At 58.6% G+C, this 24,502-nt stretch carries 23 protein-coding genes; 10 read left to right on the plus strand and 13 right to left on the minus strand.

Annotation, left to right across the window (positions count from 1 at the left end; all coding sequences use genetic code 11):
* Nucleotides 1-83: 83 nt before the first annotated feature.
* Nucleotides 84-1,427 carry a CDP-diacylglycerol--serine O-phosphatidyltransferase gene (gene pssA / locus VY732_RS15035; protein ID WP_331691091.1) on the minus strand — a complete coding sequence of 448 codons (1,344 nt, stop codon included), beginning with the start codon at nucleotides 1,425-1,427 and terminating at the stop codon, nucleotides 84-86.
* 216 nt (nucleotides 1,428-1,643) lie between these two features.
* Here pssA and VY732_RS15040 point away from each other — a divergent pair, with 216 nt between their 5' ends.
* Together VY732_RS15040 and VY732_RS15045 are read left to right on the plus strand one after the other, a co-directional pair.
* Nucleotides 1,644-2,207, plus strand: a complete 564-nt coding sequence (locus VY732_RS15040; protein WP_007914737.1) for a TetR/AcrR family transcriptional regulator — start codon at nucleotides 1,644-1,646, stop codon at nucleotides 2,205-2,207.
* Between the two features lie 55 nt (nucleotides 2,208-2,262).
* Nucleotides 2,263-2,742, plus strand: a complete 480-nt coding sequence (locus VY732_RS15045) for a nuclear transport factor 2 family protein (RefSeq protein ID WP_038361256.1) — start codon at nucleotides 2,263-2,265, stop codon at nucleotides 2,740-2,742.
* Between the two features lie 122 nt (nucleotides 2,743-2,864).
* On the opposite strand, the gene sfnG is transcribed toward VY732_RS15045, so the two are convergent.
* A complete protein-coding gene (sfnG, locus tag VY732_RS15050; RefSeq protein ID WP_331691092.1) occupies nucleotides 2,865-3,947 on the minus strand; it encodes a dimethylsulfone monooxygenase SfnG in 1,083 nt (360 codons plus the stop codon).
* A 331-nt stretch (nucleotides 3,948-4,278) separates the two neighbouring features.
* Between sfnG and VY732_RS15055 the strand changes: the two genes are divergently transcribed.
* Complete coding sequence (locus VY732_RS15055) at nucleotides 4,279-5,058, plus strand: TSUP family transporter (protein ID WP_095118808.1); 780 nt, start codon at nucleotides 4,279-4,281, stop codon at nucleotides 5,056-5,058.
* On the opposite strand, the gene nudC is transcribed toward VY732_RS15055, so the two are convergent.
* The 4 genes from nudC to VY732_RS15075 form a co-directional block, all read right to left on the minus strand.
* Nucleotides 5,026-5,856: an NAD(+) diphosphatase gene (gene nudC, locus VY732_RS15060; RefSeq protein ID WP_331691093.1), complete on the minus strand. Its 831-nt coding sequence runs from the start codon at nucleotides 5,854-5,856 to the stop codon at nucleotides 5,026-5,028. The two genes, VY732_RS15055 and nudC, sit on opposite strands and share 33 nt — an antisense overlap.
* A 6-nt stretch (nucleotides 5,857-5,862) precedes the next feature.
* Nucleotides 5,863-6,675, minus strand: a complete 813-nt coding sequence (locus VY732_RS15065; protein WP_137216946.1) for a crotonase/enoyl-CoA hydratase family protein — start codon at nucleotides 6,673-6,675, stop codon at nucleotides 5,863-5,865.
* Nucleotides 6,676-6,881: 206 nt separating this feature from the next.
* Nucleotides 6,882-7,805 carry a magnesium transporter CorA family protein gene (locus VY732_RS15070; RefSeq protein WP_331691094.1) on the minus strand — a complete coding sequence of 308 codons (924 nt, stop codon included), beginning with the start codon at nucleotides 7,803-7,805 and terminating at the stop codon, nucleotides 6,882-6,884.
* Between the two features lie 7 nt (nucleotides 7,806-7,812).
* Complete coding sequence (locus VY732_RS15075; RefSeq protein WP_331691095.1) at nucleotides 7,813-9,387, minus strand: RimK family protein; 1,575 nt, start codon at nucleotides 9,385-9,387, stop codon at nucleotides 7,813-7,815.
* A gap of 92 nt (nucleotides 9,388-9,479) precedes the next feature.
* Between VY732_RS15075 and VY732_RS15080 the strand changes: the two genes are divergently transcribed.
* The gene (locus tag VY732_RS15080; protein WP_331691096.1) at nucleotides 9,480-10,580 is read left to right on the plus strand and encodes a peptidase C39 family protein; all 1,101 of its coding nucleotides are present in this window, start codon (nucleotides 9,480-9,482) and stop codon (nucleotides 10,578-10,580) included.
* A gap of 108 nt (nucleotides 10,581-10,688) precedes the next feature.
* On the opposite strand, the gene VY732_RS15085 is transcribed toward VY732_RS15080, so the two are convergent.
* Together VY732_RS15085 and VY732_RS15090 are read right to left on the minus strand one after the other, a co-directional pair.
* Complete coding sequence (locus tag VY732_RS15085) at nucleotides 10,689-11,843, minus strand: PQQ-dependent sugar dehydrogenase (RefSeq protein WP_331691097.1); 1,155 nt, start codon at nucleotides 11,841-11,843, stop codon at nucleotides 10,689-10,691.
* A gap of 52 nt (nucleotides 11,844-11,895) precedes the next feature.
* On the minus strand, nucleotides 11,896-12,216 hold the full coding sequence (locus tag VY732_RS15090) for a hypothetical protein (RefSeq protein WP_077572772.1): 321 nt from the start codon (nucleotides 12,214-12,216) through the stop codon (nucleotides 11,896-11,898).
* Nucleotides 12,217-12,406: 190 nt separating this feature from the next.
* Here VY732_RS15090 and ku point away from each other — a divergent pair, with 190 nt between their 5' ends.
* Nucleotides 12,407-13,273 (plus strand): non-homologous end joining protein Ku, encoded by an 867-nt coding sequence (gene ku / locus VY732_RS15095; protein ID WP_331691098.1) that lies wholly within the window; start codon nucleotides 12,407-12,409, stop codon nucleotides 13,271-13,273.
* Nucleotides 13,274-13,390: 117 nt separating this feature from the next.
* On the opposite strand, the gene lpxO is transcribed toward ku, so the two are convergent.
* Complete coding sequence (gene lpxO / locus VY732_RS15100; RefSeq protein ID WP_077572770.1) at nucleotides 13,391-14,290, minus strand: lipid A hydroxylase LpxO; 900 nt, start codon at nucleotides 14,288-14,290, stop codon at nucleotides 13,391-13,393.
* A 380-nt stretch (nucleotides 14,291-14,670) separates the two neighbouring features.
* Between lpxO and VY732_RS15105 the strand changes: the two genes are divergently transcribed.
* Together VY732_RS15105 and VY732_RS15110 are read left to right on the plus strand one after the other, a co-directional pair.
* Complete coding sequence (locus VY732_RS15105) at nucleotides 14,671-16,257, plus strand: ABC-F family ATPase (RefSeq protein WP_077572769.1); 1,587 nt, start codon at nucleotides 14,671-14,673, stop codon at nucleotides 16,255-16,257.
* Between the two features lie 276 nt (nucleotides 16,258-16,533).
* Nucleotides 16,534-17,721 carry an MFS transporter gene (locus VY732_RS15110; RefSeq protein ID WP_331691099.1) on the plus strand — a complete coding sequence of 396 codons (1,188 nt, stop codon included), beginning with the start codon at nucleotides 16,534-16,536 and terminating at the stop codon, nucleotides 17,719-17,721.
* A gap of 120 nt (nucleotides 17,722-17,841) precedes the next feature.
* Here the strand turns inward: VY732_RS15110 and VY732_RS15115 are convergent, their stop codons facing one another.
* A complete protein-coding gene (locus VY732_RS15115; protein WP_137216731.1) occupies nucleotides 17,842-18,879 on the minus strand; it encodes an alpha/beta hydrolase family protein in 1,038 nt (345 codons plus the stop codon).
* A 236-nt stretch (nucleotides 18,880-19,115) separates the two neighbouring features.
* The gene (locus VY732_RS15120) at nucleotides 19,116-19,727 is read right to left on the minus strand and encodes an FMN-dependent NADH-azoreductase (protein WP_077572766.1); all 612 of its coding nucleotides are present in this window, start codon (nucleotides 19,725-19,727) and stop codon (nucleotides 19,116-19,118) included.
* Between the two features lie 127 nt (nucleotides 19,728-19,854).
* Here VY732_RS15120 and VY732_RS15125 point away from each other — a divergent pair, with 127 nt between their 5' ends.
* Both VY732_RS15125 and VY732_RS15130 read left to right on the plus strand, forming a co-directional pair.
* Nucleotides 19,855-20,763 carry a LysR substrate-binding domain-containing protein gene (locus VY732_RS15125; protein WP_212621993.1) on the plus strand — a complete coding sequence of 303 codons (909 nt, stop codon included), beginning with the start codon at nucleotides 19,855-19,857 and terminating at the stop codon, nucleotides 20,761-20,763.
* The gene (locus VY732_RS15130) at nucleotides 20,760-21,119 is read left to right on the plus strand and encodes an MmcQ/YjbR family DNA-binding protein (protein WP_095118795.1); all 360 of its coding nucleotides are present in this window, start codon (nucleotides 20,760-20,762) and stop codon (nucleotides 21,117-21,119) included. The genes VY732_RS15125 and VY732_RS15130 overlap by 4 nt, the downstream gene beginning before the upstream one ends.
* Nucleotides 21,120-21,236: 117 nt before the next feature.
* Here VY732_RS15130 and VY732_RS15135 read toward each other — a convergent pair whose 3' ends face one another.
* Together VY732_RS15135 and VY732_RS15140 are read right to left on the minus strand one after the other, a co-directional pair.
* Nucleotides 21,237-21,668, minus strand: a complete 432-nt coding sequence (locus tag VY732_RS15135; protein ID WP_331691100.1) for a DUF1294 domain-containing protein — start codon at nucleotides 21,666-21,668, stop codon at nucleotides 21,237-21,239.
* Entirely contained in the window at nucleotides 21,665-22,495 is an 831-nt protein-coding gene (locus VY732_RS15140; protein WP_077572762.1) for an undecaprenyl-diphosphate phosphatase, read from the minus strand. Before VY732_RS15140 ends, VY732_RS15135 begins: the two co-directional genes overlap by 4 nt.
* Before the next feature lie 305 nt (nucleotides 22,496-22,800).
* Between VY732_RS15140 and VY732_RS15145 the strand changes: the two genes are divergently transcribed.
* Complete coding sequence (locus VY732_RS15145) at nucleotides 22,801-24,435, plus strand: methyl-accepting chemotaxis protein (RefSeq protein ID WP_077572761.1); 1,635 nt, start codon at nucleotides 22,801-22,803, stop codon at nucleotides 24,433-24,435.
* Nucleotides 24,436-24,502 lie beyond the last annotated feature (67 nt).

Below are 24,502 nucleotides of genomic sequence, written 5' to 3' on the forward strand. Positions count from 1 at the left end.
CGCTCCTACATTAGGAATGCGTTCCCCTGTAGGAGTGAGCCTGCTCGCGATAGCGGTTGTATGACCGCCACAAATGTTAAGGTTTACAGAATCCGGTAGAGCAACCGCTCAATCCGCACCCGGCTCACCCGCTTGAGAAACTTGGCCACCCCGGCCGGGTAATCCGGCAGCGTCTCCAGATTCTGAAAGCTGTCGATTCGCGTGGTATGGCGGAAAATCTCTTCCAGCTCCTTCGCCCGCGGCTCCAGCCACTCCCCTTTCGGATCATCGATCAACAACGCATTCTCCAGATCCAGGCGGAACGCCCGTGGATTGAGGTTGTTGCCGGTCAGCAACGTATAGCGCTGGTCGATCCACATGCCCTTGAGGTGATACGTGTTGTCGCCATCACGCCACAGGTGCAGGTTCAACTGACCGCTGTCGATGTTGCGCTGATGCCGTTTGGCAAAGCGGCGCAGGCTGATCTCGTACAGATACGGCAACGCTGCGATCACCTTGAACGGCTCGCTCGGCGGGATATAGAAGTCGTTGGCGGTCTTGTCGCCGACGACGATATCGATCTTCACGCCTCGGGCCAGCGCGCGGTTGATCTCACGAATCACACCCAGCGGCAGGTTGAAGTACGGCGTGCAGATGGTCAGTTGCTTTTGCGCGCTGGCGATCAGTTCGAGAATCGCCCGGTTCAACGGGTTTTTCTTGCCCACACCAAGCAAAGGTGTAACGGACAGACCGTCTCTGGCGGTGGTGCCCGTGGCGGTGTCGTAAGTGGCGTACTTCAGACGGCTGCGCAGATCACCGATGTCGTTGCGCAGGCTACGCGTGGTCGGCAGGTTCGGCAGATCCAGGCGATGCACCGCTTTCGATTCGATCAGACCGTGCTTGACCAGGTGATGCATCGAGTCGGCCAGTTCGCGGCTTTGCAGGACGTGATAACGGTCGAAACGGTACTTGTCGAACTTGTGCAAGTAGACGTTGTTCAGGCTCGCACCGCTGTAGACCACGCAGTCGTCGATCACAAAGCCCTTCAGATGCAGCACGCCGAACAGCTCGCGGGTCTGCACCGGCACGCCGTACACCGGCACTTCGCTTTGGTGCGTGCGAGTCATTTCCTGGTACCACGCCGAGTTGCCCGGCTGCTTGCCGGCGCCGATCAGCCCGCGCTGGGCACGCAACCAGTCGACCACCACGGCGATTTCCAGCTCGGGACGCTTGAGCTTGGCGGCGTGGAGTGCATCGAGAATTTCCTGACCGGCTTCGTCTTGTTGCAGATACAGCGCAACGATGTAGATGCGCTGGGTCGCGGCCGCGATTTTCTCGAGCAGGCAACGGCGGAACTCGGCGGCGCCGGACAGAATGGTCACGGCCTCGGCGGTCAGCGGAAAGCTGCGCAATTTGGGCAGCAAGGAACGTTTGAAAAGCAACGGCATAGGGCTCGCAATGGGTCGAATCCGAAGAACCTGAGAGCTTACACCATCACATCCTTCGGGTCTTGTTAGTGTCTGTAATGCCCCCTTCGCGAGCAGGCTCGCTCCCACCTTTGAAATGCATATCCCTGTGGGAGCGAGCCTGCTCGCGAAGACGATCTCACAGTCGACAAAAATCCCCGCTTGACCAAGGAGAACAATCGTTCTACTGTTCGCCACATGAACGAAATCACTAGCAACGACACACGCGACATCATTCTGGATGTCACTGAAAAGTTGATCTACAAAAGTGGCATCGCTGCCACCAGCATGGATCTTCTGGTGAAAACCGCCGGCGTCTCCAGAAAAAGCATCTACCGTTACTTTGCCGACAAAGACGCACTGACCGTCGCCGCTCTGCAACGCCGTGACGTACGCTGGATGCACTGGTACAGAAGCGCTGTCGATCAAGCCGAAACCCCGGCCGATCGCCTGCTCAACCTGTTTACCGTGCTCAAGAGCTGGTTCGCCTCGGAAGGTTTCCGTGGCTGCGCCTTCATCAACACCAGCGGCGAGACCGGCGATCCACAGGACCCGGTGCGCCTGGTCGCCAAAGAACACAAACAGAAGCTGCTCGACTACGTGTGCGAGCTGTGTACCGAACATGGTGCCGAGGATCCGCAACTGCTGGCCAAACAGCTGCTGATCCTGATTGACGGTGCCATTACCGTAGCGCTTGTGATGGGTGATCACAGTGCCGCCGATAATGCGCAATGCATGGCGCGAAAGTTATTGGACCTGTAACGCCTTAATAAGCCGGACAAGTTGTTTTAACCGTTAACTATTTCGGGAGACTGATATGTCTACTGCAGCCCAGGTACGTCCGCCATTGCCGCCCTTCAACCGTGAATCGGCGATCGAAAAAGTTCGTCTGGCCGAGGATGGCTGGAACTCCCGCGACCCGGAACGGGTATCGCTGGCCTACACCCTCGACACTAAATGGCGCAACCGCGCCGAATTCGCCAACAACCGTGAAGAAGCCAAAGCGTTTTTGACCCGTAAATGGGCGAAGGAACTGGATTATCGTTTGATCAAGGAGCTGTGGGCTTACTCGGATACCCGCATCGCTGTGCGTTACGCCTATGAATGGCACGATGATTCGGGCAACTGGTTCCGCTCTTATGGCAATGAAAACTGGGAATTCGATGAACAGGGCCTGATGTTCCAGCGCTACGCGTGCATCAACGACATGCCGATCAAGGAAAGCGAACGCAAGTTCCACTGGCCACTGGGCCGGCGCCCGGATGATCATCCGAGCTTGTCCGACCTGGGTCTCTAAGCCAGCAGAGATCCAATTGTAGGCCTTCGCCTGCTCGCGATAGCGCTGTGTCAGTCAACATATAAGTTGAATGTTCAGACGCCATCGCGAGCAGGCTCACTCCTACAGGGGATGTGTGGGGTTCAGGCGACGGCGGCGGTCTTCTCGGCCTCCAGTTCACGAACCAACGGTAATACGCGCCGCCCGAAATATTCCACCTCCTCCTGTAAGTGCAGAAACCCCGCCAACACCAAATCCACACCCACCGCTTTCAACGCCACGATCCGTTCGGCAATCTGCAGCGGCGTGCCAATCAGATTGGTCTTGAAACCATCGTTGTATTGCACCAGATCCTCAAACGTCGATTTTGCCCAGTTGCCCTCTCCTTCCGGCGATGCCCGGCCCGCCTGCTTCGCTGCATCGCCGAAGGCGTTCACGGCTTCCGGGTCAGCCTGATCGATGATCTGCGCAAGCACGGCGCGCGCTTCTTCTTCGGTATCACGGGCGATGACAAACGCGTTGACGCCAACTTTCACCGAATGATTATTCGCCGCTGCTTTGGCACGAATATCGTCAACCTGCGCCTTGATCCCTTCAACGCTGTTGCCATTGGTGAAATACCAGTCCGAAACCCGCGCGGCCATGTCCCGCGCCGCACGGGAACTGCCGCCCTGGAAGATCTCAGGACGACCCAGCGGTTTCGGTTTCAGGCTGTAATTGTCGAAGCGGTAGAAGTCGCCGCGAAAGGTGAAGTTGTCCTGACTCCACACGCCGCGCAATGAACGAATGAACTCTTCGGAACGACGATAACGCTCGTCGTGCTCCAGCCAATGCTCGCCGATGGCCTGGAACTCGCCTTTGAACCAGCCACTGACGATGTTCACCGCGATGCGGCCGTTGGTGAGTTGATCGATGGTCGCCAGCTGTTTTGCGGCCAACGCCGGTTGCCACGGGCCGGGCAGGATTGCCGCGATCACTTTGAGTTTACTGGTGGCTGCGAGCAGTGCATGACTGAACGCGACGGACTCGTGTTGAAACTCGGCGCCGTAACCGGCGGTGAAACGAATCTGCGTCAGCGCATATTCGAACCCGGCGGCTTCGGCGATCTGCGCCAGTTTGCGGTTGTAGTCGATGCCCCAATCGGTGCGCTGTTCGATCTTGCTGACCACCAGCCCACCGCTGACGTTCGGCACCCAGTAGGCAAATTTAACGGCTTGCTGACTCATTGGCGTGTCCTCGGGACATTTGCGGAGATGGGAGTGGTAGAGCAGCAAGCGTGCCAGGGTTGGAATGCCTGGTTTTGTTGGTTTTTTCGATTGTGCAGATGTTTTGCACAAGGAGATTTGTTGTCTGGGTGTCGGGTGGGCAACAGTGGGTGATGGGGTGGCCGGACTGGCATCATCGCGAGCAGGCTCACTCCTACATTTGGAATGCGTTCCCCTGTAGGAGTGAGCCTGCTCGCGATTGGGCTTTACGGGTCGCCGCAACAGTTGGAAATGAGTAACATGACCGCCCTCCCCGCAGCCAAATCTGCGCCCTGCCGAATAAGCCGATTCCATGCCTTTCGAACTCAGCGTTGACCTCACCACCCTCGCCATTCTGGCCGTTGTCGCTTTCATTGCCGGTTTCATCGATGCCATCGCCGGCGGTGGCGGTCTGTTGACCACGCCTGCACTGCTGACGGCTGGCCTGCCACCGCATCTGGTGCTGGGCACCAACAAGTTGAGCTCGACCTTCGGTTCGGCCACCGCCAGTTTCACCTTCTACAAACGCAAGCTGTTCCACCCTCGACAGTGGACGCATGCGATTGTCGGCACGTTGATCGGCGCACTGACCGGTGCCGTCGTCGCCCATTACCTGCCGGCGGAATGGCTGAACAAGATGCTCCCGGTGATCGTGTTCGCCTGTGGCTTGTACCTGCTATTCGGCGGCACGCCAAAAGCGCCGCTCGACAGCGACGCCCCGATCAAAAAGAAATGGCAATCGACCCAAGGCTTCAGCCTCGGTTTCTACGATGGCGTGGCCGGTCCCGGCACTGGCGCATTCTGGACGGTGAGCAGCCTGTTGCTCTACCCGATCGACCTGGTCAAGGCCAGCGGTGTGGCGCGCAGCATGAACTTCGTCAGCAACATTGCGGCGCTGTCGGTGTTCGTGTTTTCCGGGCAGGTGGACTGGATCATCGGCCTGAGCATGGGCCTGTCGGTGATGGTCGGCGCGTTCTTTGGCGCGCGCACCGCGATCAGCGGCGGCGCCAAGTTCATTCGCCCGGTGTTCATCACCGTGGTACTGGGATTGACCGTGCGCCTAGCCTGGCAGCACTGGTTCAGCGTGGCCTAAGCGCCGCGCCACGTAGACGTCGATCAGGTAACGGGCAATCGACTTGGACGCCGGCAACGGCGGCAGGTCATGGACGTTGAACCACTGGGCGTCTTCGATCTCGTCTTCCTGACAGACAATCTCGCCACCGGCGTATTCGGCATGGAAGCCGAGCATCATCGAATGCGGGAACGGCCAGCACTGACTGCCCATGTACTGGATGTTCTGCACCTCGATCTGCACTTCCTCGCGTACTTCCCGAATCAGGCAATCCTCGGCCGACTCACCCGGCTCGGCGAACCCGGCCAGCGTGCTGTAGACCCCGGTGACAAAACGCGGTGAACGCGCCAACAGAATCTCGTCGCCGCGAGTGATCAGCACAATCATGCTCGGCGAAATGCGCGGGTAACTGCGCAGGTCGCACGGCTGGCAATACATCGCCCGCTCGCGCGGCACCTGGGTCATCGCCTGACCGCAATTGCCGCAAAAACGGTGCTCACGGGCCCAGGTGCCGATCTGTGCGGCATACCCAAGCACTTTGTAGATGGTGTGATCGCCGTCGAGCATGAACGCCCGCAAACCTTTCCAGTTACAACCCGACACTTCGCTGGCACTGCGCAGTTCCAGCAAGTACACCGGCTCGCCATCGAGATGGCCGATGCCGTGCTCGGCGAGGATCGACAAGTCCTGACGCCTGAGCCATTCACGTGGGAACAGCGCGCCGTTGTCGTCGAACAAAAAGCCTTCCGGGCTGCGCGCCACGGCCCAGCCGCCGGGTTGATCGGTGTCCAGTACTGCAGTGGTCCAGCGAGATGTCATGGTTTCTCAGTCCAGAAATTCGGGTTTCTGTTTGCTCATATGGGCGGCCATGGCCACGCGCAAGTCGGTGGATTGCAACATGGCGGCGTTCCAGGTGGCAACGTATTCGAGACCGTCGTCGATGCGATGGTCGCGCATGTAGCTGATCATTTCCTTGGTGCCGGTGACCGCAATCGGTGACTTCGAAGCGATCTCGCGAGCGATGTCCAGCACGCCCTCGAGCAGCGCGTCCTTGTCGCTGTAGACGCGATTGACCAGGCCAATGCTGCGCGCTTCGTCAGCGCCGAAGGTGCGACCGGTGTAAGCCAGTTCACGCAGCATGCCGTCCCCGATGATCCGTGGCAACCGTTGCAAAGTGCCAACATCGGCGGCCATGCCGATATCGATTTCCTTGATCGAGAATTGCGCGTCTTCAGCGGCGTAGCGCATGTCGCAGGCCGCGATCAGATCGATCGCGCCGCCCAGGCAGTAACCCTGAATGGCCGCGAGTACCGGTTTGCGGCAGTTGTCGACGGCGTTGAACGAGGCTTGCAGGGTCAGAATTTTTTTACGCAGCAGGCGCGCGTTGCGGCCGACGTCCTTGCCCAGTTCATTGGCGACGCCGGCGAGCATCATCAGGTCGATGCCGGAGGAAAAATGTTTACCATTGCCGCTGAGCACCACCACGCGCACTTCGTCGGTGTCGTCGATCCACTGGAAGATCTCGACGATCTCGCTCCAGAACGCGGCGTTCATCGAGTTGATCTTTTCCGGGCGATTGATCTGCACATGGGCGATGTTGTCGGCCAGTTCGACGCTGAAGGCGGAGTATTGAGTCATGGCAGTGATCCTTTACCGGGCTGAAAATGAGGCCCGAACTATAACAAGGCATCACAGTGGCGGTTCGGCCAAATGCGGGACTGTCTTGAGTTTTACTTCGCCTGTGCCGGCCTCTTCGCGAGCAGGCTCGCTCCCACCCTGTTGAAATGCATTTTCCCCTGTGGGAGCGAGCCTGCTCGCGAAGGCGTCCGATCAGGCACTACAAATCATCTGGCCAAACGCCGCAACCCAAACAACATCCCCCCCGCCCCCAGCAACATCACCGCCAGAAACAACGGATAGGAAACCCACCACGGCGTCCCCGCCGTCATCATGCTGAACTCCGACATCCCGCCAATACTGGCAATCAGGTTCAACGGCAGAAACACCACGTTGATCAAGGTCAGCTTGCGCAGCAGGTTGTTCATGCTGTTGTTCATCAGATTGCCACGCGCATCGATCAGCCCGGAAAACACTGTCGAGTAGATTTCCGCCTGCTTGTAGCACTGGTTGTTTTCGATGATCAGGTCGTCGATCAAACTGAGCGCTTCGCTGCCGAAATGCTGCTTCTCGGCATGATTGCGCAGGCGCGTGAGGACCGCGCCGTTGCTGTGCAGCGCGTTGATGTAATAGATCAGGCTTTCGCTGAGGTTGAACATCTGCACCAAGTGCTGGTTCTGCATCGATGCATTGAATTTCTGCTGCAGTTCGCGGGCGACCAGTTTGATCACCTTCAGGTGCCCGAGGTAGTGGTGGATGTTGTTGAACAGCAGATCGAGCAAGACATCCAGCGGCGTATTCAACGGCTGGCGGGTGCCGAGGCCGTGCAGCGGCGTGTCGTCGGTGGCGATGACCAGCAATTGCCCCGGCGCGAACAGCAATCCGCAGGACGACACCTCAAATGCCAGCGTGCCGCCACCGGAATAGTTTTCCGGGCGCTTCCAGATCAGGAACAAATGGTCGGGGTGAAACTCGATGCGCGAGACCTCGTCCGGATCCAGCGCTGACGCCAATGCATGCTCATCAACCTTGAAATGACTGTGCAGCAAGTCGCGTTCGGCGGCGTCGGGGTTGCTGAACAGCATCACCTCGGCGTCCAGTCGCTCGACCCGCTGCAGGGCGCCGTGGCTCAGTGCAAAGCTGTTGATCATCGGCGCATCACCAGGCCTGACCGCGACGCTTGAGTTCCAGACGGCGCACGAATTCTTCCAGCACCAGTGAATACAGATCGTCGTGCAAATAGGCGTCTTCAATGCCGGCGTCGAGGTTGGGGTTGTCGTTGACTTCGATCACCACCACTTTGTCGCCGGCCTGCTTCAGATCGACGCCGTAGAGGCCGTCGCCGATCAGGTTGGCGGTCTTCACCGCCAGTTCCACTACAGCGCGTGGCGCCTCGTGGATCGCCATCGTCCGGCATTCGCCGTTGACGTCCTGACCCTTGGCCTTGTGGTTGTAGATTTGCCAGTGGCCCTTGGACATGAAGTATTGGCAGGCGAAGATCGGTTTGCGGTTGAGCACGCCGATGCGCCAGTCGTACTCGGTGTAGAAAAACTCCTGAGCCAGCAGCAACACCGAGTGTTCAAACAGTTCGGCGGTGGCTTCGAGCAAGGCCTGCTGACTTTCAACCTTGATCACGCCACGGGAAAAGCAACCATCGGGGATCTTCAGCACCAGCGGAAAACCAAGGCGCTCGCCGACCCGTTCGAAATCTTCGGGTCGTTCCTTGTAGAGGATCTCGGTGGCGGGCATGCCCAGTTGATGGCTGTTGAGCAAATCCGTCAGGTAGACCTTGTTGGTGCAGCGGAGGATCGATGTCGGGTCGTCCATTACCACCAGTCCTTCACTTTCAGCCTTTTTGGCGAAGCGATAGGTGTGGTTGTCGACGCTGGTGGTTTCGCGGATCAGCAAGCCGTCGTACTCGGCGAGACGTGCGTAATCCTTACGTTCGATCAGTTCGACGTCGATCCCCATGGTTTTGCCGACCCGGACGAAATTCGCCAGTGCCTTGCTGTTGGAGGGCGGTAGAGCCTCCTGCGGATCGTGCAATATTGCCAAATCGTAACGCGCCACTTGCGGCGAGCGCGGCACTCGCCAGACTTTACGGCTGAAGCCGTCCAGCGCATTGGCGAACTGATCTTCCTGATCATCGCGCAACTTGTGCAAGGCGCCGGACTTTATACCTTCGATATGCCAACCGTTAGTTCGGCGAAACTCAACTAACAGAATCGGACAGGGAAATACTTCAAACAACTGCCGCGCCAGATCCTGTAATGGCTCGATATGTGTTCGGCCAAAATACAGGGTCAGAGTAAAGCCTTCGGTATCACTGTAGAGATGATGACTGAGGGCTTTTTCCAGGGTTTTATCTAGATCGTCCAGCGCCAGGCCGTAGAGTGATTTTTTCGTCAGCTCGCTGATGGTGCGCACCGACGGAATCACCTTGTGCCCCCGTGCTTCGGCGAGCAACGAGCAGTAGTAGCCGTGGCCCAGGTACTTGTAGCTGCGACACAGGTTGATCACCTGCACGCGCTTGCCCGGTTCGCTGTCACAGCTGTGCTCGAGGTATTCCTGCGCTGTCACGATGTCTTCGCTGGGGAAGTATGAAGCCCAGTCTTCCTTGCGTTCGACAATAATCAAAACCTGACTGGATGTTTTAATCGCTGATTTTAAATAAGTTGCCGCCGGCAAACTTTGCTCGGATACTTCGCGCCAATGACCCTGTACCGCTGACATAGAGATTGATCCGTTGGAGAACAAGACCTTTCCTATTAAGCACGAAGTTTTTTGAAAGTCTCGTTTCGTTACGCAACTTTTACGGTGGTCATATGAAGGCTGTTTTTCGTTTGGCGGTAGTTGAAGACTTGCCGGCGCTGCTGGCACTGGAAATGCAATGTTTCACCACGGACCGGCTCACTAGTCGCAGCTTTCAGTGGATGATCACTCGTGCTCACGGGCAGTTGCTGGTGGCCGAGTGCGACGGCCAACTGCTGGGTTATGCGTTGGTGTTGTTTCATCGCGGTACTTCGCTCGCGCGGCTGTATTCCATCGCACTCGCGGTTGAGGCGCGCGGCACCGGCCTGAGCAAACAATTGCTGCAGCGCATTGAGGCGCTGGCGCTGGAACACGACTGCGCGTACCTGCGCCTGGAAGTGCGCCTCGACAACCCTGCGGCCATCGCGCTGTACGAACGCAATGGCTACCGGCGTTTTGCTTTGATTCACGATTACTACGAAGACCACGCCGATGCGCTGCGGTTGGAGAAACGCATTCTTCAGCACCGCGACTCGCGCAGCATCAAGGTGCCCTACTACCGGCAAACCACCGATTTCACCTGTGGCCCGGCGTGCCTGCTGATGGCCATGGGTGCTCTGCAATCGGAACGTTTATTGGAGCGGCGCGAAGAATTGCAGATCTGGCGGGAAGCGACCACGGTGTTCATGACCTCCGGCCATGGCGGGTGCAGCCCGCAGGGATTGGCGTTGGCGGCGTGGCGTCGGGGTTACAGGGTGGGATTGCAACTGAGTCTGGCCGGGCCATTGTTCCTCGACGGTGTGCGGGATGCGCATAAAAAAGACGTCATGCGCCTGGTACACGAAGAGTTCACGGGGCAATTGCAGGAGACCGATGTTGAGTGTTTGATCGGTGCGTCTCTGGATCTGCCGCGACTGCTGGACTCCGGTGGACAGCCACTGGTATTGATCAGCAGCTATCGACTGACGCGCTCCAAATCCCCGCACTGGGTGGTCGTGACCGATTGCGACGAGGATTTCGTTTACCTGCATGACCCGGATGTCGATCACAGCCAGCATCGACAGCCCATGGATTGCCAGCATGTGCCGGTGAGCCATGGGGAATTCGAGAAAATGTGCCGGTTTGGTCGGGGTAAATTGCGTGCGGCGGTGGTGCTGTATTCTCGCGAAACGTAAGCCTCCACATGCAGGAGCTGCCGAAGGCTGCGATCTTTTGATTTTGAAAAACAAGATCAAAAGATCGCAGCTTCGTTGCACTCGACAGCTCCTACAGGGGGATCGTCTTTAAAGCGCGGGCTTCAAGCCGATTTTGTACAGTGAACCTTTCTCTTCATCGGTCAGCACATACAGATAACCATCCGGCCCTTGCCGTACATCGCGAATTCGCTGCTTGAGTTCGCCCAGCAAGCGCTCTTCATGCACTACCTTGTCGCCATCGAACTGCAAGCGGATCAGCTCCTGAGTCACCAACGCGCCGATAAACGCATTGTGTTGCCACGGCTTGAAGCGGTCGGCATCGTAAAACGCCATACCGGTGACGCCCGGCGACTTCTCCCAGACATGGTGCGGTGCAACGGTGCCTTCGGCGGTTTTACCCTGGGCTTCCGGGATCGGCTGCATCGAGTAATTGATGCCGTGGGTCGCCAGCGGCCAGCCGTAATTCTTGCCGCGTTCAATGATGTTCACCTCATCGCCACCGCGCGGGCCGTGTTCGTTTTCCCACAACGTGCCTGTCCAAGGATTGAGTGCCGCGCCCTGCGGGTTACGCAGGCCGTAGGCCCAGATCTCCGGCCGTACGCCAGACTGACCGACAAAGGGGTTGTCATCCGGCACCTTGCCGTCCGGATAGACGCGCACGACCTTGCCTTGCAGCTTGTCGAGATCCTGTGCGGTCGGCCGGTCGTTGTTTTCACCCAGGGTAATGAACAGATAGCCGTCACGGTCAAACACCAGTCGCGAGCCGAAATGGTTGCCAACCGAAAGCTTCGGTTCCTGACGGAAGATCACTTTGAAATCCTTCAGTGTCTTCAAGTCATCCGAAAGCCGCCCACGCCCGACGGCGGTGCCCGCCTTGTCGCCGGCCCCACCCCCTTCGGCATAGGACAGATAGACCAGACGATCCTGTTTGAAGTCCGGCGACAGCACGACATCCAGCAACCCGCCCTGCCCCTTGGCCCAGACCTGCGGCACACCGGAGATCGGCGCCGACAGCTTGCCGTCGGCCGCGACTACACGCAGATTGCCGGGCCGTTCGGTCACCAGCATGCCTTGGCGATCCGGCAGAAACGCCAGCGCCCACGGATGTTCAAGGCCTGCGGTAATGGTCGTGACTTCGAGGGTGCCCTGTTCGCTTTGCAGCTCTTTGGGCGCCGCGGCAAATGTCGGAGCGCTGATCAGCGCGCCGGCACACAGTGTGGCTAGAAGGGTTTTACGCAACATGCACGATTCCTTTTGTTCGTTTCAAGGGTCGACAGAAGCTCAGTCCTGCCGCTCAACGGTTGCTGTCTCCGCTGCGCGAAGGTGGATTGGGAATGAACGTCGGTGGCGTGCTCGGCACCGAGCGGATCGGTTGGCCATTGCCAATGCCACGGTTCTCGACCGTAGGCTGACGTGGCGTCGGTACCGTGCTCGGCCCGCGGATGGGTGGAGCGCTGGGCTGGGTGCCCTGCATGCTGTTGGGGTTGGCCCGGCGTATCGGGCTGTTGTAGGGGTTATTGCTGTTGCCGGTTGGGCTTTGCGCCAGCAAGACGTCAGCATGAACCAGACCGCCACTGAGGGTCAGGACGACGATGCCAAGCAGAATTCGGTTCATGACGCTGCCTCTCGATGGGGCCGGGGATAGAGCCTTCGAGTCCACGCTACGCCGAGGGTTCGGATTTGTTAACCCACAAGCCTTAAACAACATGTAACACGACTTGACCGAGTCCCCGAAACCCCGTGCATTGCGGGGAAACTTTCAGTCACAGCCGCAGGTCATCCGATCATCACTCGGAGAACTCACCATGGCTCGAGCAATCTGGAAAGGCGCGATCAGTTTCGGACTGGTTCACATCCCTGTCGCACTGGTCTCGGCGACCTCGTCGCAGGGCGTGGATTTCGATTGGCTCGACAGCCGCAGCATGGACCCGGTGGGTTATAAACGGGTGAACAAGGTCACCGGCAAGGAAGTCACCAAGGAGAATATCGTCAAAGGTGTGGCCTATGAAAAGGGCCGCTATGTGGTGCTCAGCGAAGAGGAAATCCGCTCGGCGCACCCTGTCTCGACGCAGACCATCGACATCTTTTCCTTTGTCGATGCCGAACAGATTCCCCTGCAGAACATCGACACGCCCTACTACCTGGCACCCGACAAACGCGGTGGCAAGGTCTACGCGCTACTGCGCGAAACCCTGAGCAAAACCAATAAAGTCGCCCTCGCCCGCGTAGTGATGCATACACGCCAGTACCTTGCGGCGCTGATGCCGCTGGAAGATGCATTGGTGCTGGTGAAATTGCGCTGGCCGCAGGAGGTGCGTGGCCTCGATGAGTTGGAATTAGGTCCTGAAGTGACCAAGCCGCAGCTGGCCAAGGGTGAACTGGACATGGCCAAACGGCTGGTGCAGGACATGAGCGCGGACTGGAAGCCCGAGGATTACAAGGATGAGTTCGAAGACAAGATCATGGCGCTGGTCGAGAAAAAGGCCCATGAAGGCAAGATCGAGGATGTTGAAACGGTGGGTGGTGAGGAAGAGCGCAAAACCGCTGATGTGATCGACTTGACCGAGCTGCTTAAACGCAGTCTGGGTGGGAAAGCGACGGCCAAGCCGAAGGCGAAGGCTGAGAAACCGGCGAAAGCTGCGCCGGCAAAGAAGACCAAGAAGGCTTCCTGATAGTAATCGGTTGCCCTTGAGACCGTCATCGCGAGCAGGCTCACTCCTACAGGGGAACGCATTTCAAATGTAGGAGCGAGCCTGCTCGCGATGGCGTCAGCAGCGTCTGCTTTGAATTCAGATCAGAATGAACACCGCCAGCAAGCCACCGAAGATCGCCCACTTTTCCATGTAGTAGCGCTTGCGATTACGCTTTTTCAGCTCTTTGCCACGCAGGCGAATCTTGTAGATCCGGGTGAACAAACGGTTGATCCCGCCAGTACGATCACCGGCATCGTTCGGTGCACCGGCAGCCGACATAACGGTACGGCTGAACCAGCTGTTGAACGCCGCCGCCCAGCGGTACTTCATCGGTCGTTCAATGTCGCAGAACAGGATGATGCGGTTCTTGTCGGTGGTGTTTTCGGCGTAATGAATAAACGTCTCGTCGAACATCACCGCTTCGCCATCGCGCCAGTGGTAGCTCTCACCGTCGACGTTGATATAGCAGCCAGCGTCGTTCGGCGTGTCCAGGCCCAGGTGATAGCGATAGGAACCGGCATACGGGTCGCGGTGACGCACCAGTTTCGAACCCGGTGGCAGCTCGGCAAACATCGCGGCCTTGATCGAACCGATGCTCTGCACCAGCTCGGTGGTGCGCGGGCACAGCTTCATCGCCGACGGATGGCTCTCGCCGTACCACTTCAGATAGAAACGCTTCCAGCCGCTTTTGAAGAACGAGTTGAAACCGACATCGTCGTACTGGTTAGAGCGCTTGATCTCACCGGCACGCAGCAGGTTCTGCCCTTCTTCGCGGATTTCTTCCCAGTGCGCCTGCAACGGGCTCAAGTCAGGAAACTCGCTCGGGTCCAGGTACGGCTGGTTCGGCTTTTTCGAGAACAGATAAAGGAAGCAGTTGATCGGCGCGAGAAACGTCGAATGGTCACTCAGTTGCCGACCGAGCTTGTGGCGCACACGCCCACGCAAATGAACGTATGCAATGGAAATGACATAAATAGCAGCAATGATGAGTTTCACGGAAATCGTCACACGTCAGAAAGTGAACAAACTGCGCACCCGGCGGCCTGAGGCCCAGCGTCTTATGCAGTGGTCTGAATACACATGGCACGTCCCTGGCCCGCGCCGTAACCGGACGCTCGGTGAAAGATGGCATTTTAGCCACAGTTTGTAACCGATAGTGAATCTTCAACTGTGAAAAACTGTCCCGTGATCATGCCAATCGGCGATCGTGGCGTGATCGCCCTATCGTTTAAAGAGCCAGACCAGTACAATCGCCGCCAAACTTTACGCGCCCCCCTTGGTTGATGACGGGACTCTCCCGCTTCAGCGCACTTTGACTCGGGCCAAGCGCTGCAGCCGCACCCTCGCTTTTTAAGAATGCTTCGCAGGAAAAACTCTTGATTTCTACAGCTAACATCACGATGCAGTTCGGCGCCAAGCCGCTCTTCGAAAACGTTTCGGTCAAATTCGGTGCGGGCAATCGCTACGGCCTGATCGGCGCCAACGGTTGCGGCAAGTCGACCTTCATGAAAATCCTCGGCGGCGATCTCGATCCGTCCGGCGGTCAGGTCATGCTCGAGCCGAACGTGCGTCTGGGTAAATTGCGCCAGGACCAGTTCGCCTACGAAGAATTCACCGTGATCGACACCGTGATCATGGGTCACGAAGAGCTGTGGAAGGTCAAGGCCGAGCGCGATCGTATCTACTCGCTGCCGGAAATGAGCGAAGAAGACGGCATGGCCGTGGCCGAGCTGGAAACCGAATTCGCCGAAATGGACGGCTACACCGCCGAGTCCCGTGCCGGTGAACTGTTGCTGGGTCTGGGTATCGGCATCGAGCAGCACTTCGGCCCGATGAGCGAAGTCTCGCCAGGCTGGAAACTGCGCGTATTGCTGGCGCAGGCGCTGTTCTCGGATCCGGAAGTGCTGTTGCTCGACGAACCGACCAACCACCTGGACATCAACACCATCCGTTGGCTGGAAAACGTGCTGACCCAGCGCAACAGCCTGATGATCATCATCTCTCACGACCGTCACTTCCTGAACAGCGTGTGCACGCACATGGCTGACCTGGATTACGGCGAGCTGCGTCTGTTCCCGGGCAACTACGACGAGTACATGACCGTGGCGACCCAGTCCCGCGAGCAACTGCTGTCGGACAACGCCAAGAAGAAAGCACAGATTTCCGAGCTGCAATCGTTCGTCAGCCGCTTCTCGGCCAACGCCTCGAAAGCCAAACAGGCTACTTCCCGCGCCAAGGCGATCGACAAGATCCAGCTGGCCGAGGTCAAGCCTTCGAGCCGCGTGAGCCCGTTCATCCGCTTCGATCAGAACAAGAAGCTGCACCGCCAGGCGGTCATCGTCGAAAAAATGGCCAAAGGCTTCGACGGCAAACCCCTGTTCAAAGACTTCAGCTTCCAGGTTGAAGCCGGCGAGCGCGTAGCGATCATCGGCCCGAACGGTATCGGCAAAACCACGCTGCTGCGCACCCTGGTCAACGAACTGACCCCGGACGCCGGCGCCATCAAGTGGACCGACGCCGCGGAACTGGGCTACTACGCCCAGGACCACGCGCACGACTTCGAAGACGACGTTACCCTGTTCGACTGGATGGGTCAGTGGACTCAGGGCGAGCAGATGATTCGCGGCACTTTGGGCCGCATGCTGTTCTCCAACGACGAGATCCTCAAGTCGGTCAAAGTGATTTCCGGTGGTGAGCAAGGTCGCATGCTGTTCGGCAAGCTGATCCTGCAAAAGCCGAACGTGCTGATCATGGACGAACCAACCAACCACTTGGACATGGAATCGATCGAGGCGCTGAACCTGGCGCTGGAAAACTACCCGGGCACGCTGATCTTCGTCAGCCACGACCGTGAGTTCGTATCGTCCCTGGCCACGCGCATCATCGAGCTGAGCCCGGATGGCGTGACTGACTTCAGCGGCACTTACGATGACTACCTGCGTAGTCAGGGTGTGGTGTTCTAAAAAAGCAGCTTCTAGCTGTTAGCTTCAATAAAAAGCCCCGTCCTGTGTGACGGGGCTTTTTGCATGTGTTCGGTTAGAAATTCATTGGTTCAGATACCATCGCGAGCAGGCTCACTCCTACAGGGGAATGCATTTCAAATGTAGGAGTGAGCCTGCTCGCGATAGGGCCATCAGCAACGCGATCAATCCTCAGGAAAAATAGTTAGCCTGCTTTCTTTTATCTGACACCCAAGCCATGATGCGAACTCTCCCACCGCCGCCCGCGAACGAGTCCTCATGTCTGCGCAGCAACTGCCACCGCAAAGCTCCATGGCGATCACCCTGCAGATCGTTTCCATCGTGTTCTACACCTTTATTGCCTTCCTCTGCATCGGTCTGCCGATCGCGGTGTTGCCCGGATATGTGCATGAACAACTGGGTTTCAGCGCAGTCATTGCCGGGCTGGTGATCGGCTCGCAGTACCTGGCCACCCTGCTCAGCCGGCCGATGGCCGGGCGCATGTCGGATACGGTCGGGACTAAACGGGCGATCATTTATGGCTTGTGGGGGATTGTCCTCAGCGGCTTGCTGACGCTGCTCTCTACGCTGCTACAGGACTTTGCGCTGACCAGCCTGATCATTTTGATTATCGGCCGTTTGCTGCTCGGTATCGCGCAGGGCTTGATCGGCGTCGGCACCATCAGTTGGTGCATGGGCCAGGTCGGCGTCGAACACACGGCAAAATCGATTGGCTGGAACGGCATCGCTTCCTATGGCGCGATTGCGATTGGTGCGCCGCTGGGCGTGGTGATGGTCGCCGATTACGGCTTCACCAGCCTCGGCATCGCGCTGGCCGTGCTGGCGGCCGGTGCGCTGCTGCTGATTCGCAATAAGCCTTCGGTACCGGTGATCCGTGGCGAACGCCTGCCGTTCTGGGCGGTGTTCGGGCGCATCGCCCCGTATGGCGCCAGCCTGACCCTGGCCTCGATCGGCTACGGCACGCTGACCACGTTCATCACCCTCTATTACCTCAACCGTGGCTGGACCGGCGCGGCGTACTGCCTGACGGTGTTTGGCGTGTGCTTCATCCTGTCGCGGCTGATGTTTATCTCGGCGATCAGTCGGTTTGGCGGGTTCAGGTCCGCTATCGCCTGCATGACCATCGAAACCTTAGGGCTGGTGCTGTTGTGGCTTGCGCCGTCGACCGCGTTCGCCTTGATCGGCGCGGGGCTGGCGGGGTTTGGTTTGTCGCTGGTGTACCCGGCGTTGGGCGTCGAGGCGATCAAGCAGGTGCCCAGTTCCAGTCGTGGTTCCGGGTTGGGCGCTTATGCGGTGTTCTTCGATCTGGCGCTGGCGATTGCCGGGCCGTTGATGGGCGCGGTGGCGTTGAATCTGGGGTATTCGTGGATATTCTTCAGTGCGGCGTTGTTGTCGGTGATCGGATTGGGCCTGACCCTGCTGCTGCAGCGCCGGGCAACAATCTGAAGTCCGACACGGCCCCCTGTAGGAGTGAGCCTGCTCGCGATAGCGGTGTGTCAGTCGACATTTTCTTTTCTGACACACCGCTATCGCGAGCAGGCTCACTCCTACAGGGGATTTGCGGGGTTATTGATCCGCGGTTTGCATGCCGGCCCGGGTCGGCTTGCCCAGTGTATGCGAGAAGAACCGCCCGGCCTCGGAGATGAGGTTGCGGTGAATATCTTCGCGATCCACCCCATCAGCATCGGTACACAACGCCGGCATCGCGCGAATCTGCTCTTCGTTGCACGGCGCCATGAAGACGAAGTGCCCTGCCCCGGCCAGTAACTTGAAATCCGGCGCTGTCGGCAGTTTGCGCGCCAGCGCTGCAGCGTTTTTGTCGAAAGCCACCAGTTTGTCGCCATCGCCGCTGTAAAGCAGCACCGGCACATGCACATCGGCCAGGGTGTGCCGGCCGAACTTCAAGCTCAGCGGCGCCATCAACAGCAACGCGTGAACACGCGGATCAGCCACCGGTTGCAGGTCATCACGATCGACGATCAGCTCACCCTGCGTATTGCAGGCATCACGATCATCCGGACGTTCCTGACAGTAACGACGCAGACGATCGAGATCCGGTTGCGCTCCGGACAGGATCAGAGCGGTCTCGCCGCCCGCCGAATAACCGATCACCCCGACCTGATCGGCATTGACGTACGGCGCGAGCATGCGGTCGCCAAGGGTCGCGGTAATCGCTTCGGAAATCTGAATCGGCCGGCCATAGAGATTGCTCAGGGTGCCCAATCGGCTGTGGTCTTTGGAGTTGTCGCCGGGGTGAATCACCGCCACCACGACAAAGCCTTTGCGTGCCAGCGACGTGGCGAGATCGTGCAACGCCAGCGGCGTGCCGGTGTTGCCGTGGGAGAGCATCAGCATCGGAAAGCGGCCGATGGCGACTTTGGTGTCTTCGCCAGCCTCGACGGAGTACCCCTCGAGCAGACTCATGTGCTCGCGGTCGCTGGACGGATAGAAGGCGATGGCGCGCATCGGTTGCAGGTCCAGCGGATCGAGAAACGTCATCTCGTGGTAGCCGACGCTCCACACCGGGTGCCGCCCAGGCGCAGCGTGCACTGTGTTAAAGCTGCCCAGCAGGCAAATCAGTAACGTTGCACAAAGACGCATCATGGGATGCCCCACCCTGTTGTGACTCAATCGAAAGTTCCGTTGCGTTGCGGGCCTGAAACGCCGGGGATTCGGTGTTTCGGTACGACAATGCACTCAGACGCTGATTGTGTGACTGCATAACCCGGGCCAGATTATGTAACAGCCAGAAACAAAAAACTCCGTATTCGCCCCTTGCGGAACCAGAATACAGAGTTTTTTGAGTGTTACCTGAACAACAGCTGTTCTTTACGCAAGCCTTACGCCGCGGCGAACAATTGCTCGCTGATTTTCGCTTGAGCGGCGGTCATGGCGTTGTTGCGCACTTCGTCGCCATACGCCAGGCCTTCGGCACGGACAATTTCGATGTCGGTGATGCCGAGGAAGCCCAACACCAGCTTCAGGTATTCTTCGTGAGCGATGCCGCTGGCCTGACCGGCATGAATACCGCCAGCGGTGGAAACGATCACCACTTTCTTGCCACCGCACAGGCCTTCAGGGCCGGCTTCGGTGTAACGGAAGGTTTGACCGGCGACGGCAACGCGGTCGATCCACGCTTTGAGTTGGGTCGGTACGGTGAAGTTGTACATCGGTGCGGCGATGACGACGGCGTCGGCAGCGATGAATTCGGCCAGGGTCGAAGCGCTCAGTTCGGCTTCGTGCTGTTGTGCAGCGTTACGCAGCTCAGCGGTGGTGCCGGCGGCGACCAGCGTGGTCGACGAGAAGTGGCTGATGGCGTCGGCGGCCAGGTCGCGGTAGGTCACCACGGCGCTTGGCTCGGCGGCTTGCCAGGCTTTGACGACTTCGCTGCTCAACTGACGGGAAGCCGAGTTGTCGCCCAGAATGCTCGAATCGATATGCAGCAGTTTCATGTGGAATCTCCTGGAAGGAATCGCCGGTGGCGACGGAATGGAGACAATCCTACGCAAGAAACCAATGGATGATTAGCCGCCTGAAATGCGATAGTTTGTCCCACTGATAGAACAGTTGGATTTCCCTATGCAAGACCTCAACGATCTCTACTATTTCGCCAAAGTCGTCGAGGCCGGCGGTTTTGCCGCGGCCGGGCGATTGCTCGGGATTCCCAAGTCACGCCTGTCACGGCGCATTGCCGAACTGGAAGAACGCCTCGGCGCGCGTTTGCTGCAACGCACCACCCGGCAACTCAATCTCACTGCCGTTGGCGAACGTTATCTGCGTCACTGCCAGGCCATGTTGCTCGAAGCAGAAATGGCCGATGAGGCGGTGGCGAGCATGTCGAGCGAGCCGCGTGGACGTTTGCGGGTGTCATGCCCGACCGGTCTGGCCCGGGAAATGTTGCCGTGGGTCATCAGCGAATTTTTAGGCAAATTCCCGCAGGTGCAACTGGAAGTCGTCCTGCTCAATCGCCGGGTCGATCTGGTCGGCGAAGGTTTTGATGTGGCGCTGCGCGTGCGTGAACACGGTGATGAAGACCCGTTGCTGGTCACTCGACGCTTGCGTCAGGCGCAAATGGTTGTAGTAGCCAGTCCGGCGTTTTTGCAGGGCCAGACGATCAATCATCCGCAAGACCTGAAAAATCTGCCGGTGCTCGGCGCGCTGGAGGCGGATCGCATGGTGCATGTGCGCTTGCTTGATCAACAGGGTGAAAGCTTCGAGTTGAACATGGAGGCGCGCCTGGGCATCGATGACTTTATTGTGCGCAAGGCCTGCGTGCTGGCCGGTCAGGGTTTCACTCTACTGCCGATGATGTATTGCGAAGAGGAACTGAGAAACGGCACGCTGGTGCAGATGCTGCCAGAGTGGTCGCTGCCGGGCGGCTGGCTGCAAGCGGTGTATCCGCATCGACGCGGGGTGATGCCGGCAGTGCGCGCGTGGATCGATCATCTGGTCGAATCGTTCAATGCCTGTGGGGAGCGGTTGTTATGAGCAAGGGAAAGATGAGCGAAGCCGACGTCGCGGCGTTCTGCCTGGCATTGCCGGGCGCTCGGGAAGATTACAAGTGGGGTGGCGTGCGGGTGTTTTCGATTGCCGGCAACAAGATGTTTGCCTTGCAGGGGCTGCGCGGAGATTCACTGGCGTTCAAGGTCGACAAGGATCTGTTTCTCGGCCATTGCGACCGCCCGGGCATTCACCCGGCGCCGTATCTGGCGCGGGCGCAGTGGATCATCATGCACCCGCCCTACCCGCTGGGTGCCGAGGAATTGCAGGGGTTGTTGCAGCGTTCGCATCAATTGGTGGTGAGCAAGTTGCCGAAAAAGACCCAAATCGGTTTATTGCTGTAAACCCGATCCCTGTAGGAGTGAGCCTGCTCGCGATAGCGGAGTGTCAGTCAAAGAAATTCCAACTGACACTCCGCTATCGCGAGCAGGCTCACTCCTACATAGGGAATTGCGGTGTATTCAGAACAGCGTCAGCAGATTCGAGCCGAGAAACAACTGGTCGATCCAGAACACTTGGTGCAACACGACAATCACCCAGAACAGAATCTGAAACGAGACCTTGCGCGTCTTGTGCCGGAACACCTGCTGGGCGATCAACGCGCCCGGCCAGCCGCCGGCCAGTTCCACGGCGTGCAGAACGTTCTCCGGGGTGCGCCAGGCATCCGTGCGCGCCTTGCGCTTGTCGGCCCAGTACATGAAGAACGCCAGCACGCTGACGACGCCATAAGCGGTCAGCGGCACCAGTGAAATCCCGCGCAGCCACATCGCCACTGAGCCGAACAATGGCAGCGCGCAGACGATCAGCAGAACCAGCAGTTTCAGCTTCAGGTTCTGGATGTTGTTGCCGCCCGAAGGTCGTCCTTCGGGCCGGCGTGCGCGGGAATCACTCATGGTTTGGCCGCCGCCCAATCGATCCAGCCAAACTGCCAGGTCGCCAGAATCACCAGACCAAACACGATCCGATACCAGGCGAACGCCGCATAGCTGTGGCTGGCAATGAACTTGAGCAGGCCGCGCACGGCAATCATGGCGAAGATGAACGCGGTGACAAAACCGATGGCGAACACCGGGAAGTCCGCCGGGACAAACAGGTGACGGTACTTGTAGCCCGAGTAGACCGCCGCACCGACCATGGTTGGCATCGCCAGAAAGAACGAAAACTCGGTGGCAGTCTTGCGCGACAGGCCGAACAGCAATCCGCCAATGATCGTCGAGCCGGAGCGCGAGGTGCCGGGGATCATCGCCAGACACTGGGCGAAGCCGACCTTCAAGGCATCTTTCCAAGTGATCTCGTCGACCGTTTCGGCGTGCACTTCATGCTGACGCTTTTCTGCCCACAACATGATGATGCCGCCAACCACCAGTGCTGTCGCAACGGTAATCGGGTTGAACAGGTATTGGTGAATCAGGTCGGCAAAGATCACGCCCAGCACCACCGCGGGCAGAAACGCAATCAGCAGGTTGGCGGTAAAACGCCGTGCGCTCGGCTGCGTCGGCAAACCGATGACCACATCGAAAATCTTCCGGCGAAACTCCCAGACCACCGCGAGGATCGCGCCGAGCTGGATGATGATATTGAACGCCATGGCCCGTTCGCCGCCGAATTCGAGCAAGTCGGCAACAATGATCTGGTGTCCGGTACTGGAAATGGGCAAAAACTCCGTCAGCCCTTCTACAACTCCTAGTATCAGTGCCTGCAAGGCCGTCCAAAGATCCATCAATCCCCCAAAGAGCGATGCGCGTCGGCATGCCCCGATAGTATTTTTCTAGCGTTCACTGCGATCAGCGTAGCTGGTTATGGCTGTACCGATTCCGCACGCACAGGATCCACACGAAACGGTCAAAATTCCGTGAAATATCAATTTGGATTCAGGTTTTCACGCGCGGGGCCGAAATCCTAACAGACAAGCCTTAATAGCGCTGCCGCGTTATACGACTTGGGTCGCGTATGCCCGCTCACAAAATCGTGGTTGGATGCTGGCGGTCGTTTATTACAAGAAAAAGAATCCGGAGTGACAGCGTTATGAACAGCTTGCGCAGTGTGTCGATCAGCCGACGCTTGTGGCTCATCTTGATTGTGGCGGTGGTCATGTTGCTGACCTTGGGCGTGTTGATGCTCAAGCAGATTCACGATGATCTCTACCATGCCAAAGCCCAGAAAACCCAGCACGTGGTGCAGACGGCCAGCGGCCTGCTGACCTATTACCACGACCTCGAAACCGCCGGCACGCTGACAAAAGACGCCGCGCAGAAACAGGCCCTCACCGCCATTCGTGGACTGCGCTACGACCAGAGCGATTACTTCTGGATCAACGACCTCACGCCCGTGATGGTCATGCACCCGACCAACCCGAAACTCGAAGGCCAGAACCTCTCGGCGATCCGTGATCCGGACGGTTTTGCGGTGTTCAACGAAATGGTTGCCATCGCCAAGGCCAAAGGCGCCGGCATGGTCGATTACCGCTGGCCAAAACCGGGTGCCAGTGAGCCGGTGGCCAAGACTTCTTACGTGAAACTGTTCGAACCGTGGGGCTGGGTGCTCGGCTCCGGGGTTTACGTCGACGACGTCCAGGCGGAATTCCAGGGCCAAGTGATCAAGGCCACCGTCATCGGCCTGGCGATTGCCGTGATCATGGCGCTGCTGGTGATCCTCATCGCGCGCAGCATTGTGCGCCCGCTGCAGGAAACCGTGAACGCCATGGCCAACATCGCCAGTGGCGAAAGCGACCTGACGCGCAGCCTCGATACCCATGGCAAGGATGAGGTCACTGAACTGGCGCATCACTTCAACGCCTTTACCGCCAAACTACGCCGGGTGATCGGTGATTTGCAGGTGTCGGCCAGCGCCTTGGGCCAGTCGTCCAGCGAACTGGGCAACGACGCCTCGCAGGCCCAGCAACGCAGCCAGCAGCAGTCGCAGCAGATGGAACTGGTGGCCACGGCGATCAACGAGGTGACCTATGGCGTGCAAGATGTGGCGAAGAACGCCGAACACGCCGCCGCGGAAATGCGCGACGCCGAAGCGCAGGCGCAACAGGGCCAGATCAACATCGATGGCAGCTTGCAGCAGATCGACAAGCTGTCCGGGACCATTGATCAAGCGGTTGAGGTGATTCGCACTCTGGCTGCCGAAAGCACCCAGATCGGTAGCGTGCTGGAGGTGATCCGTTCGATTGCCGAGCAGACCAACCTGCTCGCGCTCAACGCCGCGATCGAAGCGGCGCGGGCCGGTGAACAAGGTCGCGGGTTTGCCGTGGTGGCGGATGAAGTGCGCTTGTTGGCGCAGCGTACGCAGAAATCGACCGCGGAAATCCAGTCGATGATCGAGCGCCTGCAGAACCATTCCGAAGCCGCCGTGAAGGTGATCGGCGACAGCAGCAAGGCGTCGCAATTGACCATCGAACAAGCCGGGCTGGCCGGTGCCAGTCTGAATGCCATTGGCCAGGCCCTGCGTAATCTCAATGGTCTGAATGCGTCGATTGCCAGCGCTACATTGCAGCAGGCGCATGTGGTCGAGGACATCAATCAGAACGTGACACAGGCTGCTGGCCTCTCGCACAGCACGGCGATCGCGGCCGAGCAGTCGAGTGCGGCCAGCCTGCGCCTCGGCCAATTGAGCGAACAACTGAACGCCCTCCTGCGCCAGTTCCGCGTCTAGACACCACCCCCTGTAGGAGTGAGCCTGCTCGCGATAGCGGTGTTTCAGCCGGTATAAATTTCGCTGA

Origin of the sequence: Pseudomonas sp. ZY71 (assembly GCF_036542145.1) — a bacterium.
Lineage (GTDB): Bacteria > Pseudomonadota > Gammaproteobacteria > Pseudomonadales > Pseudomonadaceae > Aquipseudomonas > Aquipseudomonas koreensis_A.

What these genes read in the sequence shown, in the direction of transcription:
- ku (WP_331691098.1), top strand. Translation starts at nt 12,407, where the DNA reads ATGGCTCGAGCAATCTGGAAAGGCGCGATCAGTTTCGGACTGGTTCAC.
- VY732_RS15120 (WP_077572766.1), bottom strand. Translation starts at nt 19,727, where the DNA reads ATGAAACTGCTGCATATCGATTCGAGCATTCTGGGCGACAACTCGGCT.
- VY732_RS15110 (WP_331691099.1), top strand. Translation starts at nt 16,534, where the DNA reads ATGTCTGCGCAGCAACTGCCACCGCAAAGCTCCATGGCGATCACCCTG.
- VY732_RS15075 (WP_331691095.1), bottom strand. Translation starts at nt 9,387, where the DNA reads ATGTCAGCGGTACAGGGTCATTGGCGCGAAGTATCCGAGCAAAGTTTG.
- VY732_RS15055 (WP_095118808.1), top strand. Translation starts at nt 4,279, where the DNA reads ATGCCTTTCGAACTCAGCGTTGACCTCACCACCCTCGCCATTCTGGCC.
- VY732_RS15040 (WP_007914737.1), top strand. Translation starts at nt 1,644, where the DNA reads ATGAACGAAATCACTAGCAACGACACACGCGACATCATTCTGGATGTC.
- nudC (WP_331691093.1), bottom strand. Translation starts at nt 5,856, where the DNA reads ATGACATCTCGCTGGACCACTGCAGTACTGGACACCGATCAACCCGGC.
- VY732_RS15140 (WP_077572762.1), bottom strand. Translation starts at nt 22,495, where the DNA reads ATGGATCTTTGGACGGCCTTGCAGGCACTGATACTAGGAGTTGTAGAA.
- VY732_RS15080 (WP_331691096.1), top strand. Translation starts at nt 9,480, where the DNA reads ATGAAGGCTGTTTTTCGTTTGGCGGTAGTTGAAGACTTGCCGGCGCTG.
- VY732_RS15090 (WP_077572772.1), bottom strand. Translation starts at nt 12,216, where the DNA reads ATGAACCGAATTCTGCTTGGCATCGTCGTCCTGACCCTCAGTGGCGGT.
- VY732_RS15125 (WP_212621993.1), top strand. Translation starts at nt 19,855, where the DNA reads ATGCAAGACCTCAACGATCTCTACTATTTCGCCAAAGTCGTCGAGGCC.
- sfnG (WP_331691092.1), bottom strand. Translation starts at nt 3,947, where the DNA reads ATGAGTCAGCAAGCCGTTAAATTTGCCTACTGGGTGCCGAACGTCAGC.
- VY732_RS15135 (WP_331691100.1), bottom strand. Translation starts at nt 21,668, where the DNA reads ATGAGTGATTCCCGCGCACGCCGGCCCGAAGGACGACCTTCGGGCGGC.
- VY732_RS15070 (WP_331691094.1), bottom strand. Translation starts at nt 7,805, where the DNA reads ATGATCAACAGCTTTGCACTGAGCCACGGCGCCCTGCAGCGGGTCGAG.
- VY732_RS15045 (WP_038361256.1), top strand. Translation starts at nt 2,263, where the DNA reads ATGTCTACTGCAGCCCAGGTACGTCCGCCATTGCCGCCCTTCAACCGT.
- VY732_RS15065 (WP_137216946.1), bottom strand. Translation starts at nt 6,675, where the DNA reads ATGACTCAATACTCCGCCTTCAGCGTCGAACTGGCCGACAACATCGCC.
- VY732_RS15115 (WP_137216731.1), bottom strand. Translation starts at nt 18,879, where the DNA reads ATGATGCGTCTTTGTGCAACGTTACTGATTTGCCTGCTGGGCAGCTTT.
- VY732_RS15085 (WP_331691097.1), bottom strand. Translation starts at nt 11,843, where the DNA reads ATGTTGCGTAAAACCCTTCTAGCCACACTGTGTGCCGGCGCGCTGATC.
- pssA (WP_331691091.1), bottom strand. Translation starts at nt 1,427, where the DNA reads ATGCCGTTGCTTTTCAAACGTTCCTTGCTGCCCAAATTGCGCAGCTTT.
- VY732_RS15145 (WP_077572761.1), top strand. Translation starts at nt 22,801, where the DNA reads ATGAACAGCTTGCGCAGTGTGTCGATCAGCCGACGCTTGTGGCTCATC.
- VY732_RS15130 (WP_095118795.1), top strand. Translation starts at nt 20,760, where the DNA reads ATGAGCAAGGGAAAGATGAGCGAAGCCGACGTCGCGGCGTTCTGCCTG.